At 32.7% G+C, this 22,232-nt stretch carries 21 protein-coding genes; 7 read left to right on the forward strand and 14 right to left on the reverse strand.

Going from position 1 to position 22,232, the window contains the following annotated elements; translation table 11 throughout:
• Positions 1–26: 26 nt before the first annotated feature.
• Positions 27–1,325, reverse strand: a complete 1,299-nt coding sequence (pabB, locus tag OD803_RS10770; RefSeq protein WP_262733407.1) for an aminodeoxychorismate synthase component I — start codon at positions 1,323–1,325, stop codon at positions 27–29.
• 101 nt (positions 1,326–1,426) lie between these two features.
• Between pabB and OD803_RS10775 the strand changes: the two genes are divergently transcribed.
• Both OD803_RS10775 and OD803_RS10780 read left to right on the forward strand, forming a co-directional pair.
• Positions 1,427–4,114 (forward strand): hypothetical protein, encoded by a 2,688-nt coding sequence (locus OD803_RS10775; RefSeq protein ID WP_262733408.1) that lies wholly within the window; start codon positions 1,427–1,429, stop codon positions 4,112–4,114.
• Positions 4,115–4,143: 29 nt separating this feature from the next.
• Positions 4,144–5,511 carry a DEAD/DEAH box helicase gene (locus OD803_RS10780; protein ID WP_131507019.1) on the forward strand — a complete coding sequence of 456 codons (1,368 nt, stop codon included), beginning with the start codon at positions 4,144–4,146 and terminating at the stop codon, positions 5,509–5,511.
• A 103-nt stretch (positions 5,512–5,614) separates the two neighbouring features.
• On the opposite strand, the gene OD803_RS10785 is transcribed toward OD803_RS10780, so the two are convergent.
• The 11 genes from OD803_RS10785 to OD803_RS10835 form a co-directional block, all read right to left on the reverse strand.
• The gene (locus OD803_RS10785) at positions 5,615–6,442 is read right to left on the reverse strand and encodes a mechanosensitive ion channel family protein (protein WP_262733409.1); all 828 of its coding nucleotides are present in this window, start codon (positions 6,440–6,442) and stop codon (positions 5,615–5,617) included.
• A gap of 22 nt (positions 6,443–6,464) precedes the next feature.
• On the reverse strand, positions 6,465–6,638 hold the full coding sequence (locus tag OD803_RS10790; protein WP_165353687.1) for a hypothetical protein: 174 nt from the start codon (positions 6,636–6,638) through the stop codon (positions 6,465–6,467).
• Entirely contained in the window at positions 6,638–7,210 is a 573-nt protein-coding gene (locus tag OD803_RS10795; protein ID WP_129760279.1) for an RNA polymerase sigma factor, read from the reverse strand. The genes OD803_RS10790 and OD803_RS10795 overlap by 1 nt, the downstream gene beginning before the upstream one ends.
• A gap of 264 nt (positions 7,211–7,474) precedes the next feature.
• Positions 7,475–8,038, reverse strand: a complete 564-nt coding sequence (locus OD803_RS10800; RefSeq protein ID WP_262733410.1) for a hypothetical protein — start codon at positions 8,036–8,038, stop codon at positions 7,475–7,477.
• A 50-nt stretch (positions 8,039–8,088) separates the two neighbouring features.
• A complete protein-coding gene (locus OD803_RS10805; protein WP_262733411.1) occupies positions 8,089–9,108 on the reverse strand; it encodes a hypothetical protein in 1,020 nt (339 codons plus the stop codon).
• A 27-nt stretch (positions 9,109–9,135) separates the two neighbouring features.
• Entirely contained in the window at positions 9,136–10,149 is a 1,014-nt protein-coding gene (locus OD803_RS10810) for a WG repeat-containing protein (protein WP_262733412.1), read from the reverse strand.
• A 13-nt stretch (positions 10,150–10,162) separates the two neighbouring features.
• On the reverse strand, positions 10,163–11,338 hold the full coding sequence (locus tag OD803_RS10815) for a toxin-antitoxin system YwqK family antitoxin (RefSeq protein WP_262733413.1): 1,176 nt from the start codon (positions 11,336–11,338) through the stop codon (positions 10,163–10,165).
• An 11-nt stretch (positions 11,339–11,349) separates the two neighbouring features.
• Positions 11,350–12,045 (reverse strand): toxin-antitoxin system YwqK family antitoxin, encoded by a 696-nt coding sequence (locus tag OD803_RS10820; RefSeq protein WP_262733414.1) that lies wholly within the window; start codon positions 12,043–12,045, stop codon positions 11,350–11,352.
• 197 nt (positions 12,046–12,242) lie between these two features.
• Positions 12,243–13,643, reverse strand: coding sequence for a dihydrolipoyl dehydrogenase (lpdA, locus tag OD803_RS10825; protein ID WP_131507035.1), 1,401 nt, complete (start codon positions 13,641–13,643; stop codon positions 12,243–12,245).
• A gap of 143 nt (positions 13,644–13,786) precedes the next feature.
• Positions 13,787–14,413 carry a CPBP family intramembrane glutamic endopeptidase gene (locus OD803_RS10830; RefSeq protein ID WP_262733415.1) on the reverse strand — a complete coding sequence of 209 codons (627 nt, stop codon included), beginning with the start codon at positions 14,411–14,413 and terminating at the stop codon, positions 13,787–13,789.
• 2 nt (positions 14,414–14,415) lie between these two features.
• Positions 14,416–14,874, reverse strand: coding sequence for an Lrp/AsnC family transcriptional regulator (locus OD803_RS10835; protein ID WP_262733416.1), 459 nt, complete (start codon positions 14,872–14,874; stop codon positions 14,416–14,418).
• Between the two features lie 161 nt (positions 14,875–15,035).
• Here OD803_RS10835 and OD803_RS10840 point away from each other — a divergent pair, with 161 nt between their 5' ends.
• The 5 genes from OD803_RS10840 to OD803_RS10860 all read left to right on the forward strand — a co-directional run bounded on the left by OD803_RS10840 (position 15,036) and on the right by OD803_RS10860 (position 19,356).
• Positions 15,036–16,262 (forward strand): aminotransferase class I/II-fold pyridoxal phosphate-dependent enzyme, encoded by a 1,227-nt coding sequence (locus OD803_RS10840; protein WP_129760286.1) that lies wholly within the window; start codon positions 15,036–15,038, stop codon positions 16,260–16,262.
• A gap of 169 nt (positions 16,263–16,431) precedes the next feature.
• Positions 16,432–17,922: a Na+/H+ antiporter NhaC gene (nhaC, locus tag OD803_RS10845; RefSeq protein WP_262733417.1), complete on the forward strand. Its 1,491-nt coding sequence runs from the start codon at positions 16,432–16,434 to the stop codon at positions 17,920–17,922.
• Positions 17,923–18,132: 210 nt separating this feature from the next.
• On the forward strand, positions 18,133–18,777 hold the full coding sequence (locus OD803_RS10850) for a peroxiredoxin (RefSeq protein WP_129760288.1): 645 nt from the start codon (positions 18,133–18,135) through the stop codon (positions 18,775–18,777).
• Positions 18,778–18,786: 9 nt separating this feature from the next.
• Entirely contained in the window at positions 18,787–19,095 is a 309-nt protein-coding gene (locus tag OD803_RS10855) for a thioredoxin family protein (RefSeq protein WP_262733418.1), read from the forward strand.
• Between the two features lie 3 nt (positions 19,096–19,098).
• Positions 19,099–19,356, forward strand: coding sequence for a DUF6952 family protein (locus tag OD803_RS10860; RefSeq protein WP_129760290.1), 258 nt, complete (start codon positions 19,099–19,101; stop codon positions 19,354–19,356).
• A 60-nt stretch (positions 19,357–19,416) separates the two neighbouring features.
• Here OD803_RS10860 and OD803_RS10865 read toward each other — a convergent pair whose 3' ends face one another.
• Both OD803_RS10865 and katG read right to left on the reverse strand, forming a co-directional pair.
• Positions 19,417–19,884 (reverse strand): ankyrin repeat domain-containing protein, encoded by a 468-nt coding sequence (locus tag OD803_RS10865; RefSeq protein WP_262733419.1) that lies wholly within the window; start codon positions 19,882–19,884, stop codon positions 19,417–19,419.
• A 73-nt stretch (positions 19,885–19,957) separates the two neighbouring features.
• A complete protein-coding gene (katG, locus tag OD803_RS10870; RefSeq protein ID WP_262733420.1) occupies positions 19,958–22,177 on the reverse strand; it encodes a catalase/peroxidase HPI in 2,220 nt (739 codons plus the stop codon).
• Positions 22,178–22,232: the final 55 nt, after the last annotated feature.

Raw genomic sequence — 22,232 nt, forward strand, 5'->3', positions numbered from 1 at the left:
TAACATTAAACTTTAAGCGGAAATTTTCAACTCTCCAACACCTCTCGCATAGCTTTAGCTTTAATCAAGCATTCTTCATACTCTTTTAAAGGGTCGCTTTTTGCGGTAATTGCACCTCCAACCGAATAGGACACATATTGATTGCTTTGATTATACAAAATACTACGTATCACCACATTAAAATCAAAATCGCCTTGAGGTGTAAAATACCCAACAGCTCCAGAGTATAACCCACGTTTGGTTTCTTCTAAAGTTTCAATAATTTTCATAGCTGAAATTTTTGGAGCTCCTGTCATACTTCCCATTGGAAATGTTGTTGCTATTACATCAACTGGATGTGTCGTGGATTCAATTTGAGACGTTACGGTTGAAATCATTTGGTGTACTTGTTCAAAACTGTAGACTTTACAAAGTTCTTTCACCTCTACACTGCCTTTAGTGGCAGTTTGAGACAAATCGTTTCTTACCAAATCCACTATCATGATGTTTTCACTTCGTTCTTTTTCGTCCTTAGCAAGCTCTGTTTTAAGTTTATCATCTTCGTCTTTATCTTTTGAGCGTTTAGCTGTCCCTTTAATAGGTTGTGACACAATTGTAGTTCCTTCTTTTTTTAGGTAACGTTCTGGTGATGCCGAAAGTAAATACTTATCGTCTAATTTTAAAAACGTTGCAAAAGGCGGTTTGGAAATAGCATTAAGCTTGTTATAAATGTTTAAGGGCTGAATTAAAGTGTCTTCAGCATAAAACTCCTGACAAAAATTAGCTTCATAAATATCTCCTCTATGAATGTGTTTTAACATGGTATTTACCTTGTTAAAATAGTCGTCTTTGTGGATGCGAAGCTTTATTTTAATGTTTTCGGTTTGAGGTTCTTCAACGGTATTTAAAACATCTATAGCATCTATAGTTTTTAAATCGACATCAAGCTCATCGCTAACAAAATTTAAATACCTAACTTCAACGACATCATCTTTAAAAAGGAATAATTTTTTGGGTTGAAAAAAGAACAATTCAGGAAACTGCAAACCGTCAAAATTTCTTGAAGTCAAGTGCTCAACATCGTTTTTTAAATCGTAAGTTAAATACCCAAAAATCCAATCGTTTGTTTGGGTTTGATAGTCTTTTAATGCTATAAATGCATTTTCATAATCGGTTTGAATACTCGTTATAGCATCTACTGCTAAAACTGCATCAAATGTAGAATATTGGGTGTTGAAAGCATTTGTATCTAACCAAACAACTTCACGAAACTGTTGGCTCCAATGCAATAATTTTTGTTTATATTGCTCAACGTTACTAATGTTTTGCTTGGATATTGTTCTCAAAAGGGTAATTCTTATAAGTTTCCAAATTTATTAAGAAACTATCAATTTAGAATAATATAAAAGACTTTACTTAATACTAAACAAAAATCTACTTTTTGCACATGAACTTAAAGCGCTCTTTTTCAACCAACATACTTCTTACAGTATGTTTTGTTTTGGTTTCTAACCTTAGTTTTTCAAATTTAACTCTTTGGGATTGGTATACGTATACAAATACCGATTTGGGTTACTCATTAGAGTTACCTAATGAACCAAACTATCAAGATGATTATGATAGTTTTATCATCTATTCCTACAATGACACGAATTCAAAGCGCGTGTATTCCTTTTTTGCTTTAGACTTAAGAGATCGAAATCAAGACAGTAAACCGAGTGAAATTGTTGATAATTTCACAAACAACATCGTCAATAATCTTAATGGAGAGCTGCTAGACAAAAAGGAAATAAAATACAGTGATGGACTCCAATACAAGATACTTGTAAAGATTAATGAAGAAAAACTAATGAGTGCTCAGTTTACTTTACAAAATAATATACTGTACTACTTATCGGTTGAAGATTTAAAAGACAGTGTTGACAACAACAATACCAAACGCTTCTTTAATTCACTTAAAGTTACAAGCGCTAAACCTATGGAAGTTAAAGAATGGCTGGATTTTGTGAGTGAAAAAGGTGCATTTTCAATCACTATCCCAGAAGAACCTACTGACTTGTCGCGCGAATATCCAAATCCGTTAGAAGAAGATGGTGAACCTTACTATTTATACCTTTATTCTGCACCAGACTATAAAAACGACGACAACTATCTATTTAGATATAACGACCAACCGCTTGGATATTTTATGGAAGATCCTGCTGGTGGATTTGAGTCTATGCAAGAAACATTAACTGCAAGAGCTGAACTATTATCACCTCCTAAAACTATATTTTTAGATGGTAATGAAGGACGAGAATATGAATTATTGCTTGATGGTAAATTTCATACTATCTGCAGAATTTATTTAAGAGGAAACAGAGCCTACCTTTTACTAAAGCAAAAACTAAACGAGAAAGAAAAAGCGACTACTGACGATACTTTTTTTAATAGTTTTAAGTTTGAACCTTACAAAACTCCTGAGCTTACAACCTTACAACCAAGAGGCACAAACTTTGAAGTTCTGTTTTTTGACGACCTTAAAAGAGTTATTGACACTGTTGGTTATGAAAGTACTTATCTTAAAAACTCCAACGACTATTTTGCACTCAATGAAATGTCTGGAGGAACGTATCAGTTTGGATACAGCGATTTGAAAGATTATTTCAAAATAGCATCTAAAGATGAGTTTTTTGAAACCAATATTGACGCGCTTAAATCTTGGAATGACAGTATTATAAAGCAAAAAAACATCAAAGTTGGCAATGAAGATGGTGTTGAATTTCATATTCAAAATGAAGGTACAAAGGTGATTACTAAACATCAATTATGGCTCCAAAACAAACGCTTGTTTTTAATGACAGGTTATTTAAGTGACGAAGAACGCGACAGCAAACTAACTGACTCTATATTCAACTCCTTTAAAGTCATTTCAAAAGAACCTGAGTTTGATGTATTCAGCTCAAAAACTGATGCAATTTTTAACGACTTACGCTCAAAAGATTCAATTGTATACCATAATGCACTTGGTGCTTTTGATTATTATGAGTTTGAAACAACCGATCTTCCTAAACTCTACGAAGCTTTAAACTACAGCTACGATTCTCAAGAAAAAACCAATCTTATAAAAGACAAAATAGCTGAGCAATTTTCATTGGTTAGCGATAGTAAAACTTTAGACGTTTTAAAAAATCTGTATACCAATGAAAGTACAAACGATGATTTAAAAGCAACAATCTTAACAATTATTCCAGATTTAGAAAATGATGATGCCTTGAGTGTTTACAAAGATTTATTTCTTAATAATCCACCTGTAAATACTGAAAATTATACTTGGGGAGTAGTGTCACCATTTACCGATTCACTTAATTATGCTATTGAAAACTACAAAGATTTTTCAACCTTAATCAAGCATGAAAAATACCGTTCAGATGTGTTAGATGTATCATTAAACATCCTTCAAGACAGTACAGGTCACAGTAGTTTGGTAAGTGACAATATGGAAAAACTGTTTCAGTACATGGAGTCTGATCTTCAAAAATATTTAGAAGAAAAAGATAAAGACGAGTACGACTATTCAATGAACTCATTAATCTATTCGTATTTAAACTTTTTAAATAAGTCTTCATACAAGAATGAATTCACCGACACTTTCACCTCTACTCTAGCAAAAGAAAAAGACAACCAATGGTTTAGCTTACAAGCAACAACAGCACGAATTGTTAACAACTACCCACTTGACAACGCTTTTATTGAAACACAAATGGATAGTTTGTTTTCTAGATACGAAATCATGGAAGCTTACCACAAAACTAATCAGTTTAATAAAGTTCCTAAAAAATATATTAAGCCTGAAGAGTTTGCAAAACTTGCACTTTACAATTATGTTGGCGAAGACGAAGGCTACCCAGACACTATGACTGTAGTTGGGAAAATTAAAAATGAAGGTGACGAATACTATGCTATTTCTTTTGGATATGAATACGAAGAAGCTGAAGGTGAAGAGTATTTAGCCATTGTAGGACCAATAAAAGAAATCTCTCAAAAAACACCATACGAAAGGTACAAATGTTATACTGAATGGGATAGCGTTGAAAAGGACTGGAAAACACAAACCAAAAACCTTATTCCAAGTTTAATAGAATATGGCTACTAAGTTTAATGGATTAAGCCTATTTTTGCAACATGGAACACGATGTTACTTTTCAGGACTTAAACCTTAACACACCACTTTACAATGCCATTGACGATTTAGGATTTGTAAAACCAACTCCTATACAATCGGAAGCATTTAATGTTGTAGCATCTGGTAAAGATGTGGTAGGAATTGCACAAACAGGTACTGGTAAAACCTTTGCCTACATGCTTCCTATACTTAGAAACCTAAAATATTCTAGACAAGAAAACCCACGCGTATTGGTTTTGGTACCAACTCGAGAATTGGTTGTACAAGTTGTTGAGGAAATTGAAAAACTTTCTAAATACATCAATAATAGAATTTTGGGTGTTTATGGTGGTACAAACATCAATACTCAAAAGCAAGCTGTTGCTCAAGGAACCGACATTATAGTTGCTACTCCAGGTAGATTGTACGACCTAGCAATGAGTAGAGTGTTACAGCTTAAGTCTATTCAAAAATTGGTTATTGACGAAGTTGATGTTATGTTAGACCTTGGGTTTAGACATCAGCTCATGAACATTTTCGATATTTTACCTGAACGCAGACAAAACATTATGTTTTCAGCAACTATGACCGAAGATGTAGATGAATTAATCACAAACTTTTTCATCAATCCACAACGCGTTACTGTTGCTGTTACAGGAACACCTCTTGAAAACATTATACAACAACGCTACGAGGTAAAGAACTTTTACACAAAGGTTAACCTACTAGAACACGTGCTATTTGATAAAGCAACTTTTAATAAAGTGCTGATTTTTGTGTCTAATAAAAAAATGGCTGACCGCTTGTTTGAAAAGCTAGAAGACATCTTTCCTGGTAATTGCTGTGTGATTCACTCCAACAAAACACAAAACTACAGACTACGTAGTATTGAAGCTTTTGAAAGTGGCGAACATCGTATTTTAATAGCTACAGATGTTATGGCTCGTGGTTTGGATATTGACAATGTAAGTCATGTAATAAATTTTGACACACCAAAATATCCTGAAAACTATATGCATAGAATAGGTAGAACTGGTAGAGCTGAAAACTCAGGAACCAGTATTGTATTTTCTACCGAAGACGAGCAGGATTACATTGAAGCTATTGAAAACTACATGAATTTAAAAATAGCATTAATTGAATTTCCTGAGGAAGTAACTATTTCTACAGAATTAATTGAAGAAGAACGACCACAAATAAAGGAACATTACAACCCTTTAAAACGTAACAAAGACGATTATGAACCTGGTGCTGCTTTTCATGAAAAGAAAGAAAAAAACAAGAAAACAAACCAAGGCGGTTCGTACCGAAGAGAAATAGCCAAAAAATATAAGAAGCCTAAAACTAGAGGCGACAAAAACTACAACAAAAAAAAGAAAAGGAAATAAAAAAAACCCTCTTCAAATTAATGAAAAGGGTTTAAGAAAGCCACAAGGTATCAAGGTTCTTTAAATATTAACCAAATTTAAATTACTATAACCCTAACTATAGTTAACCTTGTACCTTAATGTGACTTTCGGATATATCTTTAATTGGAACAATAAGTTTTCCTGTATCAGTTTTTAATATTACTGATATGTTTTCAATAGCTAAAACCTCATACGTTTTACCATTGTACTCTATGATTTGTCCTATCTCATAGGTTCTTCTTGCGTAATAGGTTCTTAAAATATCTCCTACTACTACCTTTGCTCCAAAACCAAATGCCAAAGCAAACGCTAGTAAAAAGGCAGCCATTATCATAGTGATATTGCTAGTGATAATATCAGTGTCAACTCCTGCTTGGTTTAAAGCTGTAACTGACACAAACACTAGAATTAACAAAAACACTATTTGACTTATAATTTTTGCACCTGAAAGCTCCATAGATTCAAAAAATGATCTAATCGACTTTTTGACAAAGTTTGCTAATAACAATCCAACTGTAAAAATGACTAAAGCTGTAAATAATTGAGGTAAATAACGAAGTAAGTTGCTTATCTCTTCAGAAACCATTGTTAAGTTTAGTATATCAGAAACTACGATGATTAACATGATATACATTACCCATTTTACAAACTTTGAGGTGATTTTTATAATATTGAAGTTTAACTTTTTACCTTCAAAAATTTCTATTTCATTAATCTTATCATCAAGCTTATCAGCTTTAGCAAACTTTAATGCTTTTTTGATAATACCAACAACTACTTTTGTAAGTATCCATCCAATAATTAATACTACAATAGCACCAATTATATTGGGTATTACCTTACCTATTTCGGTAGTCATAACAGACAAAGAGTTCATCACGTCTTCGTTCCATTCAGTTATTTTTTCCATGTATTGCTTTTTTAGTTGATTTTTATTTGTTCCTTTCTTTAATAGTTGCTTCAATAATTTTTGCCACGTCTACTGAAAACAGACTAGCTAGTTCCATAAGTAATTTAGCAATGGCAATATCATTCATGACTTTTGCCTTCAATTCATCAGGCACCTCTTTTAAAGGCTTGTCTATTTGCTTAAACGGATTTTCCATTACTCAAAGTTGTTTTTATACTCATTAATAAGTTTGTCCTTGGCGCGCTTAATTCTCATCTTCACTGCGCTTTCTCCAATACCTAAAACACTTTCAATTTCCTTTATAGAAAGGTAATCTTGGTATTTTAGTAATAAAATCATTTTCTCCTCAGGAGAAATTAGGTTCAGGGCTTCTTTTAAATTATGAACTTTCATTTGAAGGAAATCTTTATCATCTTCTTCAAAAGAAATGTTCTCAATATCTTGATAATCTACAGCGTTCTTTTCTATTTTTTTTGCTGTGTTTCTAGTAACATAGTTTACACAGTGGTTGTATGTAAATGCATAAAGCCAAGTAGAAAATTTTGATTTTTCTTTAAAACTAGCCAATTTAACAAAGAGCTTTAAAAACACATCTTGAGTCAAATCTTTTGCCTCATCTTCATCCTTTGCGAAACCGTAGCACTTATTATACACCATAGTGGCATACCTGTCATATAGCACTTCAAAAAGCAATGTATCGTTGGTTTTGACAATTTTTCTTACCAAATCCTCATCAGATACTGCATTAATGTTATTAATGGTTTCCAATAGCTAGGGAATAATTTTAAATATGGTTTTATATTTAGACACCTACATCTAATTAAAGTCACATTTTTGTATAACTTTTTTTTAATTTACTAAATCTTCTTGAAAAACAGATTTATTTAAGTTGAAGAATGTGCAATTTCAAAGTACACTATACACACACAATCAAGCAGTAAGAAATATCTTTTAGTTAAAAGAATTGTGAAAAATTAAAACCAGAGACAACAAAAAAATAAAAAAAGCGTAGAAAAAAGTATTAAAATAATTTTAGTCAACTAAGGTTTTCTCTATTGACCACAAATTGTTTTCTAAGCTCAAAATAAACATACCTTTTTTTTCACAAATTCCTGAGCAATGAAAATACAGACTTATATAAGCTTTAGTTTTTTCATAGTTGTAAATTGGTTTGGTAACACTTAACAAACCATCTAAACAACCTAACTCTTCATAAATTGTTCTTCTGTCTTTAGTATGTTTTATAGCTTCTAAACTATCTATTTGCTTTTGAGTGATGATATTTAGTTTAGGTAGTAAAGTGTCTGGAATAGTAAAACCTTCTGCATTTTTTACTTTAGTCTCAAAATCATCATTGAGGTTTAATGTTGCCTTTACTAATTCTAGATTTTCTTTTTTATTAAATACAATAGGAAGTCCTTTTTGAAATATACAATTAGCATAAAAGTCATTTGACGGATTATCAGTAAACTTTTTAATAATTTCTTTTGTTATTAAAAGTTCGTTTTTTGTTTTATTCTTAGCATCATCACAACCTAAAAACAATACTATTGAAAGTATAGAAAGCACATAAGTTATTAGGTTGCATTTTATCATAATCAATGATTGTGTTAGTTATAATTACTTACGTAATTTTTACTGTTTTTTTAGAAACTAGGGTCAAATTGTTGGTCTATAGCTTTTAAAACTGCATCTTTTGTTTGCTTTTCAATAGTATTAAGCATTTTAAAAATGGTTTCTATTGTTTTTCCTTTATATAGAAAATGTCCCTCTTCAAGTTGTTCAAAAACATCTTTAATACTATGTGAGCCACTTAATGAGAACGCATCACTATTACCATATAAACTAACAGTAAACCATTCTTTTAAATAATGTTCGGTTTTCCAGAGTTTTGTGCTTTTCCAATGGAAACTCCAATAGCCATTGGGCTCATGGGTTTTAAGCGTGAATTCTTTTTCTGGTTTTAGCTGCTGTAAGTCTGCAAGAACAGCTTCCATCTTATTTGTAATTAATGAAATGAGTTTAGCTTTATCAACGCCTGATAATGCTTCAGATTTCAGATTTCTAAACTGCTTGCTGTTTAGCAGTTGCTTCGCCTTATTTTTTACGCCTTTAGTAGCACCTTCTTTTGATAATTTTTCTACATCAGCATAGGAAACAGCTTTGTGGTCTAGAAATAACTCCTGAAGTTTTTTATGGTTAGATGCCATTATTCTTTCTACAAGCTCTTCCGTTAAATCGTTAGTTAACAACTCTTGCCTTATAGCTTCATTAGGTTCGTCTACAACACCAGGTTGTAGCAAAATGCGTGTATCTGTGTAAGGCTTTAAATAAAACAGTAAATGATTTAGCTTATCAACTAGTTCTAATCGGTTTTTGGTAGAAAACTCTAATTCTGGCGCTTCCCAAACTCCTTCATAATCTAATGCATTGGTTTTAGTATTGAACTTTGGCAACAAACATATAACCTGTAGTTGGTATGCACCATTAATATCGCCTTCTGGTCGCCATGATACATCAATGGCTTTTAATCGTGTGTGTGAACTGATAAGCAATAGAGAACTGCCTGTAAACTCATGTATGGTGTCTTCTGTTGGATCTGTATCGGTTAACAAATTCCAATCAACTGACCAACCTGCTGGTATTTTTAAGGGTTGAAGATTCATTTATAAAATCACTAATGTAAGATTAATTTAGTCTTCAATCCAAATAGCTTGTTTATAATAAGGATATGGCAAATCATCGAGCGTGTTGTATTTAAACTCTGATTCTTCTTTGCCTGTTAACCAGTTTACCCAACCCCATTTTCCATCTTTTTTCATTGCTAGTTTTAGTACACCATCAGCATCAAAATTTTTATACTCTTCGTAAACACAAGGTACTGACAGTTTTGTGTTTTCATTATAACTCCAATACGACAAATGCATACCCACTTTACCTTTGTTGTAAACTGCCGTATATTTTGAGTTGTATCCAAAAAAACGAATACTATCGTATTTTGCAGGTATAAGTGTTGTTAAATCATTTTCGCCTAATGATTGATACATTCCCCATTTTTTAGTGGCTTTATTTCTTGCTTTAAACACACCATCGCCATTACTTTCATCAAAAATAAGTATATCTGCTTTTAATTTTTTCTTTGAGGCTACAAACATATCTTTTGCCCAACCTTCTATCCAAACCAAAGGTACATCTTCAGGATTATCAAAAATAGGATCTACTAAAACTACATCTTCAAACCAATCTACTAGTCCCCATTTTTCGTTTTGCTTTATAAGCGCATAATATCTACCACCTACTTCCTTTAATTTTACAGCGTCATAGATACACTTTGCTCTCTCAGCTGCATCTTGTATTTCATAAGGATTTAAAAGAATACCGTATTTTTTTTTGATTTTTACAATAGTAAAAGGCTCCATGTTTTTAAACCAACCAATAGAATCGAACTTTGGTTCTATTACCATATCAAAGTCGATAATTTCTTCATCCAAATCTTTATAAGCATCTATATGATAAATGCCCCATTTTTTGGTAGATTTCATCTTTACTTTAGCCAAATTATTTTCGTCAGTAATCCACTCAATTTCTTTTCCTTTAATATGTTTTAGGATTTGTTTGTCTGATATATCTTGGGCTATAACAAAGCTAGAAAATAAAAAAAGTGAGATAATAAAAGCTGTTTTTTTCACACCAATAGGTTGTTTCATCTGTTTATGTTTATTATTCACGTTTCATAATTGGGTTTTCGACTAAGTACTTAAAATTCTTTAATGTTTCTTCTCTAATGTCATCGTCATAAATAGTAATTGAAAAGTTAAATTCATTTTTAACATAATCAGACCAATATTCGCCTTGTGGTTTTGCTCTTCTTAAAAACCCATAATCTTCATAAAAAACAAATTCAATTTTATCACCATTTTGATACACTTCATAAACATCATCAAATATTATTTGCACATCATATAATACATCATAATAATAACGTCCATTATAATATACTTTATCTGCTTCATACCTTATTGAAGCAAATAATTTTCTGGTGCTTTCATCTGTTTTAATTTTAAAACTATGTGTGGTAGAGTTATTGCTTCCAAAATAACCAGAATTATTTTTTATTTCATCTATACTTACTAACTGTAAACTTCTAACTGATGTTAACTCTTTAAAGGCTTTATCAATATCCTCATTAGATGAAGAATAGGAGTCTGACCAATAAAACATATCATCATAATCATTAGTATTAGACTCTTCTTTTCGATCGTATTCTTTTTGAGAAACTATTTCTCCATTTTTAAAGACTACTTCTGATGCCAATGATGCATTATCATAATAATACTTCCACAATCCATCTTGTTTGCCTTCAATTAGGTTTCCCTTAGATTCTAAATTACCGTTTTCATAATAGGTTTTACCTTCACCGTGATGTTTATTGTCTTTATAATATAAATGATATTTTAATTTCCCGCTTTCATAAAATTCTTTAAACTCGCCATTTAATAAATCGTTTTCAAAATTATTGACCTTTTTTAATTTACCACTTTCATAATATGTGTCTCTAGAATTTAAAACATCTAAAGAATAATTTTCCATATCTGTTATTATTCCTTTTTCATTATAATTAAATATATATCCATCTTTTTTACCTTTGAGTAGGGTGCCGCTCATCCTCTTGGTTCCATCTTCATAATAAATTATAAACTCACCTGTTAGAACAATTTCACCATCCTTAGTGTTTTTATCTTTAAATGCTTTTAGTAGTACATTTCCATTGTCATGATACTCATAGTATTCTTCTGGTTTGTTTCTCTCTTCTGCCATTTCGACCAATTCTGTCCATTGTGCAGAAACTATACTCGTGAAGAGTAATGTTGTAATTAGTAGTAGGTTTTTTTTCATGGTTATAACATTTAGTTTTTTTGTTTTTTAGAAAAATACTCGAAAGCATTGCCTTCACTTTTTTTACTGAAGTTTACTTCTTCCTTTACCTTTCCATTGCTATCATATACTTTCCATACTCCAACTCTATTATTATTCTCATACGTTCCTAACATCTTTAGGTGACCATCTTCTTTATCATAATGCTTCCATTCTCCTGTTTTACTACCATCCTTTTTTATAAATCCTTTGGTAGATATTTTTCCATTGTCAAAATATTCTTCAGACTCTATTTTTAAATCAGTTTCTGAAAATTCATACCAAGATTTGCGTACTATTTGACGGAATTTTACATCAAGAATTACCGTAGTTGGATGGAAAAACAATACACATCTGCCTTTATAAATAAAACCATGATACTCGAAGTCTGCACGCTGAAAAAAATTATCAAACGTATAGTTTCCGTCTTCTAATTTTAACTCTTTAAAACCTTCAGGAATTCCTGGTTTATCTTGATATGAAAAACTATCAAATTCTTCTAAGGTTACTTCTGTACCATCTTTTTTCTGTAAGAGCAGAACCATTTTTGGTCCACCACCTGTAGCTTCAAAAACTGTAAACATAACATCTGCTCCAAGTTCTGTTGGTGTATTATTATTTTGACTGAAAACTGAAATCGTGTTTAATATTATAAATAGGATGATGAAGTTTTTATTTATGTTTCTCATAATGGTAGATTCTAGGGTTTAAGAAATAACTTACATTTTAACAAATCTAAAGATTATATGAATATGTTTATATACTCATTTTGAGTATTTTCTTACGCTTTCCTTTGTCTTTCATTCTATCTAAAACAAAAAAAGCGAACCTTATGGCTCGCTTTTTTTAGATTCTGAATTTAATTCAGGATAACAATTTTATAAATCTACACATGTAAAGCTCTATCTCCAGTTGCAGCTAAAGCTGCTTCTTTAATAGCTTCAGTAAATGTTGGATGTGCATGAGACATACGAGATACATCTTCAGCACTTGCTCTATATTCCATAGCTACAACGGCTTCAGCAATCATATCAGCAGCTCGAGCACCAACCATGTGTACTCCTAAAATTTCATCGGTAGTTTTATCAGCTAAAACTTTTACAAATCCATCAAGATCCATACTTGCTCTACTACGTCCTAAAGCACGCATTGGAAATTGTCCTACCTTATACTCTACTCCAGCTTCTTTAAGTTGCTCTTCGGTTTTACCAACAGCTGCAACTTCTGGCCAAGTGTAAACAACACCAGGAATTAAGTTATAATCTATATGTGGTTTTTGTCCTGCTAAGGTTTCAGCAACAAAAACACCTTCTTCTTCAGCTTTATGCGCTAACATTGCACCTTTAATAACATCTCCTATTGCATAAATGTTTGAAGCGCTTGTTTGTAAATGGTCATTTACTTCAACTTGACCTCTGTCGTTTATTTTTACTCCAGCAGCTTCGGCATTTAAACCATCTGTATAAGGACGACGACCTACTGATACTAAACAGTAATCGCCTTTAAATTCTACTTCTTCGCCTTTTTTATTATCAGCTTTAACGATAACTTCATCTCCAACACGCTCTACCGATTTTACTTTATGAGAGGCATTGATGTTGAATTTTTGTTTTTTCAATACTTTATTCAACTCCTTAGAAACACCTGCATCCATTGTTGGTAAAATTCTATCTGCATACTCCACAACAGAAACCTCAGCTCCTAAACGCTTATATACTTGACCTAGTTCAAGACCAATAACTCCACCACCAATTACAATTAAATGTTTAGGAACTTCTTTAAGTTTTAACGCTTCAGTAGAAGTGATTACACGTTCTTTATCAATATTAATAAATGGTAAGCTAGATGGCTTAGAACCTGTTGCTATAATGGTGTTTTTAGCTTCAATTTCTTCTTCTTTTTCTCCTTTGATAAGGATATGAGTAGCATCTTTAAAGCTTCCTAAACCTTCATATACATCAATCTTATTCTTCTTCATTAAGAAATCAATTCCACCTGTAGTTTGGTCTACTACAGATTGCTTACGAGCAATCATTTTTTCTAAGTTTACCTTAACCTCACCAGAAATATCAATTCCATGCTCTTCAAAATGCTTAATAGCATCTTCGTAATGGTGAGACGAGTCTAAAAGTGCTTTACTTGGTATACAACCAACGTTAAGGCAAGTTCCTCCTAAAGTTGAATATTTTTCAATGATTGCAGTTTTCATTCCTAGTTGAGCGCAACGGATAGCTGCAACATATCCACCAGGACCAGAGCCTATAACGGCTACATCGTATGAATTCATAAGATTGTTTTTTGTCAGATTTTATTTAAAACTATTACAAAAATACAACATTGTATTTTTATTTACGAATGTGAGTTCACTAATTTTAAAGCTATAATTTACTTGAGTATTACGATTTGTAAATCTCTAAAACTCATTTCGCTTTAAGAAGGAAAACCTAGCATAGTTCCCATGCCTACTGTAAACAACCAAGACCCATAAATAGCGTGCTCAATGGAAACCAAAAGTGTTGATTTTGTTTTGGTATAGGTTAGTGCAAACAAGAGTCCGCCAAGAAAGGTTAAAACAAGCACCAAAGTACTTTTAAACATGATGTGTGCTAATGAAAACACTACTGCATTTAAAACTATTGCAAAAGAGGTGCTTTGAAACAATACAGCGTATCTTTCAAAAAAAAGCGTTCTATAAATAAGTTCTTGAGGATAGACCGAAAACACACTATAAACAAACAAAATGACCAACCACAGCAAGGGCTTGTTTAACAACACTTCAAATAAACGAGCATTATCAGTAAACCAAACAAAAAGCGTGGTTAAAACTGCTATAATGGCTAATTTTATTAAAGTTTCTCTCCAAAACTGTTTCCAGTTTAAGCCTTGGGCTACTTTAAATTTTTTCCGCTCAACTTTAAGTAATAAATATATGACATACAAGAATCCTACAAACCCAATACCCAACTTAATAAATGGTGAATACTCTAACGCAAAACTTATTGGTATTAGAATAAAAATAATGAAAAACTCTATGAGTTTATAAGCGTTAGATTTCATAATTAAACGCGTATTGATGTTGTGTGTTTTACTTCGTTAATTACAAACATGCTGTGTGTACTACCAATATGGTTTATAGAAGTTAATTTATTAACCATAAACTCCCTAAAGGCTTCCATATCGCTTACTATAACTTTTAAAAGGTAATCATAATCGCCACTAATATGAAAACACTCTACGACTTCCTCTAAATTAGCAACATCTTTTTCAAATTTAACCACATATTCTTGAGTGTGCTGAATGAGTTTTATATGGCAGAAAGCAATAAACGACTTATCAATCTTTTCTTTCTTAATTAGCGCTACATATTTATTGATAACGCCTTCGCGCTCTAACTTTTTGATACGCTCGTAAACAGCAGTTACCGATAAATTCAGTTTTAACGACAACTCTTTATTGGTTTGTTTACTATCCTGCTGAAGCAAATGCAGAAGCTTTTTATCTATATCGTCAAAAATCATATTGAAAAATTTTCTTCAAACTAACATGTTAGCAGATTCAATTCGTAAAATATTTTTACAAAAGTAGCAAATAATAGATTAATAATCTAAAATTACACATATATATTGATAATACATCTATTTATTCGGATTTTTGATGTATTAACTAAATACACTTTACTATGTCATTTAAACCCGCAAATAATATACAAGACTTACAATATTTTGGTGAGTTTGGAGGTGTTAACCCTTCTATTTCAGATTCATCTACTTACACCTTTTTATCAGCTAAAACTATGTTTGATACGTTTGAAGGTAATGCAGATGGTTGCTACCTTTATTCTCGTCACTCCTCTCCTTCTAACCTTTATTTGGGAGAAGCGCTTGCCGCTATGGAAGGTACTGAAACTGCAACGGTAACCGCATCAGGAATGGGAGCCATTACACCTGTAATTTTACAGCTTTGTGGTGCTGGAGATCATGTGGTATCTAGTAGAACTATTTACGGTGGTACTTATGCGTTTCTTAAAAATTTCACACCAAAACTTAATATTAGTACCTCATTTGTTGATATTACTAAACTAGATGTTGTTGAAGCAGCAATTACCGAAAACACTAAAGTTTTATACTGCGAGTCAGTTAGTAATCCTTTATTAGAAGTTGCAGACATAAAGGGTCTCGCTGCCATAGCTAAAAAACATAATTTAAAGCTTGTAGTAGACAATACGTTTTCACCATTATCAATATCACCTGTTAAATTAGGTGCTGATATTGTAATACACAGTTTAACAAAATTTATTAATGGTTCTAGCGATACTGTTGGTGGCGTTGTATGCGGAACTCAAGAGTTTATTGACGCATTAAGAAACGTTAATGATGGTGCTTGCATGCTATTAGGAAGCACAATGGATAGTTTACGCTCTGCTTCTGTTTTAAAAAACTTAAGAACACTACACATAAGAATGCAACAGCATAGCCATAACGCTACCTATTTAGCTCAAAAATTTGAAGCAGATGGTTTAAAAACGGTATATCCAGGATTAGAATCGCATCCTTCACATGAGTTATTTAAAAGCATGATGAATGAAAAATATGGTTTTGGAGGTATGCTTACCATAGATGTTGGTTCACTTGATAAGGCCAATGCACTTATGGAGCTAATGCAAGAAAAGAACCTTGGGTATCTTGCGGTAAGTTTAGGATTTTATAAAACATTATTCTCTGCTCCAGGTTCTTCAACATCTTCTGAAATACCAGAAGATGAGCAAAAAGAAATGGGATTAAGCGATGGTCTTATTCGTTTTTCTATAGGACTAGATGCTGATATTGAACGTACATACAACATGATGCGTGAATGTATGGAATCTTTAAACATCTTAGATAAAAAAAGTGAAGCTAGCTTAGTTTAATTTTTTTGACATAATTAATACACTAAAGACGCTTTCAGAAACCGAAAGCGTCTTTTTTATTTTACAAAATCATTATAATTCAAGTATTTAAAAACAGTTAAACATCTGCATTTGCTTTATAGACAACATTATCGTAACATTACATCTATAAAACTTCTAACCAACACCTATGGAAAGCCAAGATATAAAGCCTAGACAACCACAAGATGAACATTTTGTTGAAAACAAACAATTAAATATATGGGAAGCTTTAATACCTGTTATTGCTTTGGTTGGTATGCTAGCTTTTAATGTATTTGTTTATGGTGATAATGCGCTTAGTGGTAGCAATCAGTTTATCTTACTTTTAGGCGCTGCTGTTGCCGCTGTTGTTGGCTTTTATAATAAAGTAACGTTTAGCCAAATGATTGATGAAGTGGCTGAAAATGTAAAATCAACCACAGGAGCTATTTTAATTTTACTTATGGTTGGTGCTTTGGCAGGAACATGGCTTATTAGTGGTATTATTCCTGCGATGATATATTATGGTTTACATATACTAAATCCTACCATATTTTTAGCTGCTTGTGTAATTATATGTGCAATCATATCAGTAGCTACAGGAAGTTCTTGGACAACTTCAGCAACCGTTGGTATTGCCTTAGTTGGTATTGGCGAAGCGCTTGGTGTTTCTTTAGGAATGACAGCAGGTGCTGTTTTATCTGGTGCTTATTTTGGAGATAAAATGTCTCCATTAAGTGATACTACAAACCTTGCTCCAGCCATGGCAGGAAGTGAATTATTTACACATATAAAGTATATGGCTTTAACCACAGTGCCTACAATTGTAATCACATTAATAGTATTTATCATTTTAGGATTTACGCAAGACGCAACAGGAAATGCTGATACCTCTTTACTTCTTAATGACATTGATAGTACTTTTAATATTAATGGTTGGCTGTTTTTAGTTCCAATAATTGTTATTGCACTCATTATAAAAAAAACACCTCCACTTGTTGCCCTTTTAATAGGAACTTTATTAGGAGGAATTTTTGCATTGCTATTTCAACCGCACATAGTCACACAAATTGCAGGAACTGACTCTTTAACATTAACTTCTGCTTACAAAGGTGTTATGGATGCCATTACAGTAAAAACCACAATAGCTACTGACAATGAAACACTACAAGATTTATTTTCTGCTTCAGGAAAAGGAATGTATGGTATGTTAGGAACCATTTGGTTAATTCTTTGTGCAATGGTTTTTGGTGGTGTTATGGATGCCATTGGAGCATTAACAAGAATTAGTCAAGCACTACTAAGTTTAGCAACAACCACATTTGGTCTTTTTGCAAGTACAGTGGCTAGTTGTTTAGCTTTAAATATTACAGCATCAGACCAATACTTAGCATTAGTTGTCCCTGGAAAAATGTTTAAAAAAGCTTATGAAGATAAAGGGTTAGCTCCAGAAAACCTAAGTAGAGCCCTTGAAGATTCTGGTACTGTAACTTCTGTTTTAGTACCATGGAATACTTGTGGAGCCTACCAAAGTGGTGTGCTTGGAGTACCTGTTGTAGATTATTTCTTTTTCGCCATATTTAACTGGTTAAGCCCTTTTATGACCTTAACTTTTGCTGCGTTTTCGATTAAAATCAAACAATTATCTGCTAAGAAATAATTATTAATTCAATCATTTTAAACTCATTTTACCAAGTTGATATTTTAGAGTATCAATAATTGCTGATTTAACAAAAATCAACACCTAATTTTGATGCCATATTCTAATACTATTTGTATATAATTTTATATTATTTATTTCTATCAAAACACGCTGTTTAAGTCCTTATGTTTGTAGTGAAATTAATAATCACTTAAAAAATAAATAAACATGGCATTCGTAGGAAAACAATTTCCAGATTTAAATGTAAACGCAATGAACGAAATGGGTGACACCTTTAAATTAAACGTTCTTGAAGAAGCAAAAAACAATAACAAAAAAGTAGTATTATTTTGGTACCCGAAAGATTTCACTTTCGTATGTCCTACTGAATTACACGCTTTTCAAGCTGCTTTAGGTGAGTTTGAAAAACGTAACACCATAGTAATTGGAGCTTCTTGTGATACTGCTGAAGTTCATTTTGCTTGGTTAAGTACTGCTAAAGATAATGGTGGAATTGAAGGTGTAACTTACCCTCTTTTAGCTGATTCTAACAGAAACTTAGCATCAACTCTTGGTATTTTAGATATCTCTAACGAAACTTACAACGAAGAAACTGGAGTTGTAACTGTAGATGGCGATAACGTAACTTACAGAGCTACTTACATCATTGATGAAGAAGGTATCGTACAACACGAGAGCATCAACAACATGCCACTTGGTAGAAATGTAAATGAATATTTAAGACTCATCGATGCTTTAACTCACGTACAAGAAAAAGGTGAAGTTTGTCCTGCTAACTGGGAAGAAGGTAAAGATGCAATGCAAGCTAATGCTCAAGGTACAAAAGAGTATTTAAAAGCACACTTAAACTAAGTATTAGTTATGGTTCAAGAATTAGATCAAGACAATTTACAAAGTATAGTTTCTGAAAACGATACAGTTGTTGTGCAATACTCAGCAACTTGGTGTGGAAACTGTCGTATAATGAAGCCAAAGTTCAAGAAATTAGCAACAGAAAATGAAAATATTACTTTCGTTATTGCTGATGCTGAAAAATTTCCTGAGAGTAGAAAATTAGCAACTGTAGATAACTTACCTACGTTTGCTACTTTTAAAAATGGTGAATTCAAAAATCAAGTACAAACTAATAAGTTCGATGTTTTAAAAGAACTTGTTAATGAAGTTATTTAAATTATGAAATTACCAGTAATAAAACAATTAACCCAGTTTATCGAAGATAATGACGAAGACTTCGTATTAGAGACTATTGAAACCTTAGAAAACCTAACCGAAGTACCATCATTAAAAGATGAAGAGTTAGATGTTATAGGTGAATTAATTTCTAATATGTATGGTGCAATTGAAGTACACAAAATGGTAAAAGATGGCACACCAAAAAAGGAAGCTTTAAATACTTTTATGTCTCGTGTTCTTGGATCTATCGATAAATAATAACATTAATTGAAAAAGAAGAATAAAAAACCACTTCAAAAGAAGTGGTTTTTTTATGTTTTATAATTTCTCTGCTATTGTCTTTAATTCTTTTTCTTTAGCATAATCCAAAGCTGTTTTACCTTCAAAATCTTTAAGTGATTTATCAGCATTATGGGCTAAAAGCACATCTACAACTGCCTCTTGGTTATATTGTGTTGCATACATTAAAGCGGTTGTACCATTATTGTTTTGCGCATTTACATTAGCATTATGTTTTAGCAACATCTCAACTAATGCAAGATTTCCTTTAAAACTCACTCCTATTAAGGCTGTATTACCAGAAGCATCCTTTCCATTAATATCTGCATGATGCTCTAATAACACTTTAGCAATATCTTCTTTATCAAAGTAGCTAGCAAAAATTAAAGGCGTAAAACCTCTTGCATCAGTTATACTAACTAGTTTAGGGTTTCTATCAAGTTGAAGTTTTATATTTTCGGTATTACCAGACTGTATGGTTCTAAAAAATAATTCGTTTTCGTTCATATCTATGTATTCAATAAAAAAAGGAACACATTACATAACTAATGCATTCCTTTTTAGAGTTACTATTTATCAATTATTTCAAATCAAATCTATCAGCATTCATCACTTTAGTCCAAGCTGCCACAAAATCTTTAACAAATTTCTCTTCAGCATCATCGGCTGCATATACTTCAGCTACTGCTCTTAATTCAGTATTTGAACCAAAAATTAAATCGGCACGAGTACCTGTAAACTTCACTTCACCAGTTCTTCTATCTCTTCCTTCAAATAATTGGTCATCACTAGAAGTTGCACTCCATGTGTAGGTCATATCTACTAAATTCTTGAAAAAGTCATTGGTAAGATGCCCTACATTATCAGTAAATACTCCATGCTTAGAACCATCATAGTTAGCACCTAAAACCCTTAAACCTGCTACTAATACAGACATTTCAGGAATAGACAATGCCATAAGATTAGCTTTATCTACTAATAAATCTTCAGGAGCAACCTTAACATTAGAATTCATATAATTTCTAAATCCATCGCCTAGTGGTTTTAAATAGTTGAATTGCTCAACATCAGTTTGCTCTTGAGTAGCATCTCCTCTACCTTGAGCAAAAGGCACTGAAATGTTATGACCTGCGTTACTAGCAGCTTCTTCTATAGCAGCAACACCTCCTAGCACAATTAAATCTGCCATAGAAATTGTTCCGTTAAATTGGTTTTGAATACCTTCATAAACGCCCAAAACTTTATTTAATTCTTCTGGATTGTTTACTTTCCAACTGCGTTGTGGCTCTAATCTTAATCGTGCTCCATTTGCTCCACCTCGTTTATCAGAATCTCTATACGTTGAAGCCGAAGCCCAAGCTGTTCTTACCAATTCAGAAATTGACAAACCTGACGCTAAAATCATTTTCTTTAATGAGGTAATGTCACTGTCGCTTAGTTTATAATCCACTTTAGGAACAGGATCTTGCCAAATTAGTTGCTCACTAGGAACTTCTGGCCCTAAGTAACGATCAATTGGTCCCATATCTCTGTGCGTTAACTTATACCAAGCTCTAGCGAAAGCATCTTCAAAAGCTTTGTGGTCTTTATGAAAGCGTTGTGAGATTTTTAAATATTCAGGATCTGTTTTTAAAGCAATATCTGCAGTAGTCATCATTAAAGCTTGCCTCTTAGAAGCATCACCTGCCATTGGAGCCATACGTGCTTTAGACGCTGCTGTTGGCGTCCATTGATGTGCTCCTGCAGGACTTTTGGTTAATTCCCAATCATAATTTAATAACACATCAAAATAATCGGCATCCCATTGCGTTGGGTTTGGTGTCCAAGCACCTTCAATACCACTAGTAATTGTATCGTCTAACACACCACTTTTATAAGTGTTTTTCCAACCAGTACTCATTTGCTCTATTGGTGCACCATGTGGTTCAGCACCTACATATTGACCAGGATCTGCAGCTCCATGTGCTTTACCAAAAGTATGACCACCAGCAACAAGAGCAACTGTTTCTTCATCATTCATTGCCATACGACCAAAAGTTTCTCTTACATCTTTAGCTGAACCCATTGGGTCTGGTTTTCCATCTGGACCTTCAGGGTTTACGTAAATCCATCCCATCATAACAGCAGCAAGAGGATCTTCTAAATCTCGTTCATTGTAGTTATCGCTATTTCCATAACGCTCTTCGTTTGCTCCCCATTCTGTTTCGCTTCCCCAATATACATCTTGCTCAGGTTCCCAAATATCTTCTCGTCCACCAGCAAAACCAAAGGTTGGGAATCCCATAGACTCTAACGCACAGTTTCCTGCAAGAATCATTAAATCTGCCCACGAGATTTTATTACCGTACTTCTTTTTTATTGGCCATAATAATAATCTTGCTTTGTCTAAGTTTCCGTTATCTGGCCAGCTATTTATTGGTGCAAAGCGCTGATTGCCTGTTCCTGCTCCTCCACGACCATCTCCAACTCTGTAAGTACCTGCACTATGCCATGCCATACGAATCATAAAACCTCCATAATGGCCATAGTCTGCAGGCCACCAATCTTGCGAGTCGGTCATAAGATTTAAAACATCTTGTTTTAATTCTGCAAAGTCTATACTATTAAATGCTTCAGCATAATTAAAATTTTCTCCTAGTGGATTCGATTTTGCAGCATGTTGTCTTAAAATATTTAATTTTAATTCATTTGGCCACCAATCTCTATTCTTTACTCCACCTCCACCAACAGTATTTTGCTTTCCGCTTAAAAAAGGACACTTGTTTGGGTCTGAATTGTTAGAATGATTATTGTTTTCCATTTTTATTATTTTTTTATGATTCTATATTCTATAAAATTAAGAAAAATGCATCCTA

Source organism: Gaetbulibacter sp. NE (assembly GCF_025548475.1).
Classification (GTDB): domain Bacteria; phylum Bacteroidota; class Bacteroidia; order Flavobacteriales; family Flavobacteriaceae; genus Gaetbulibacter_B; species Gaetbulibacter_B jejuensis.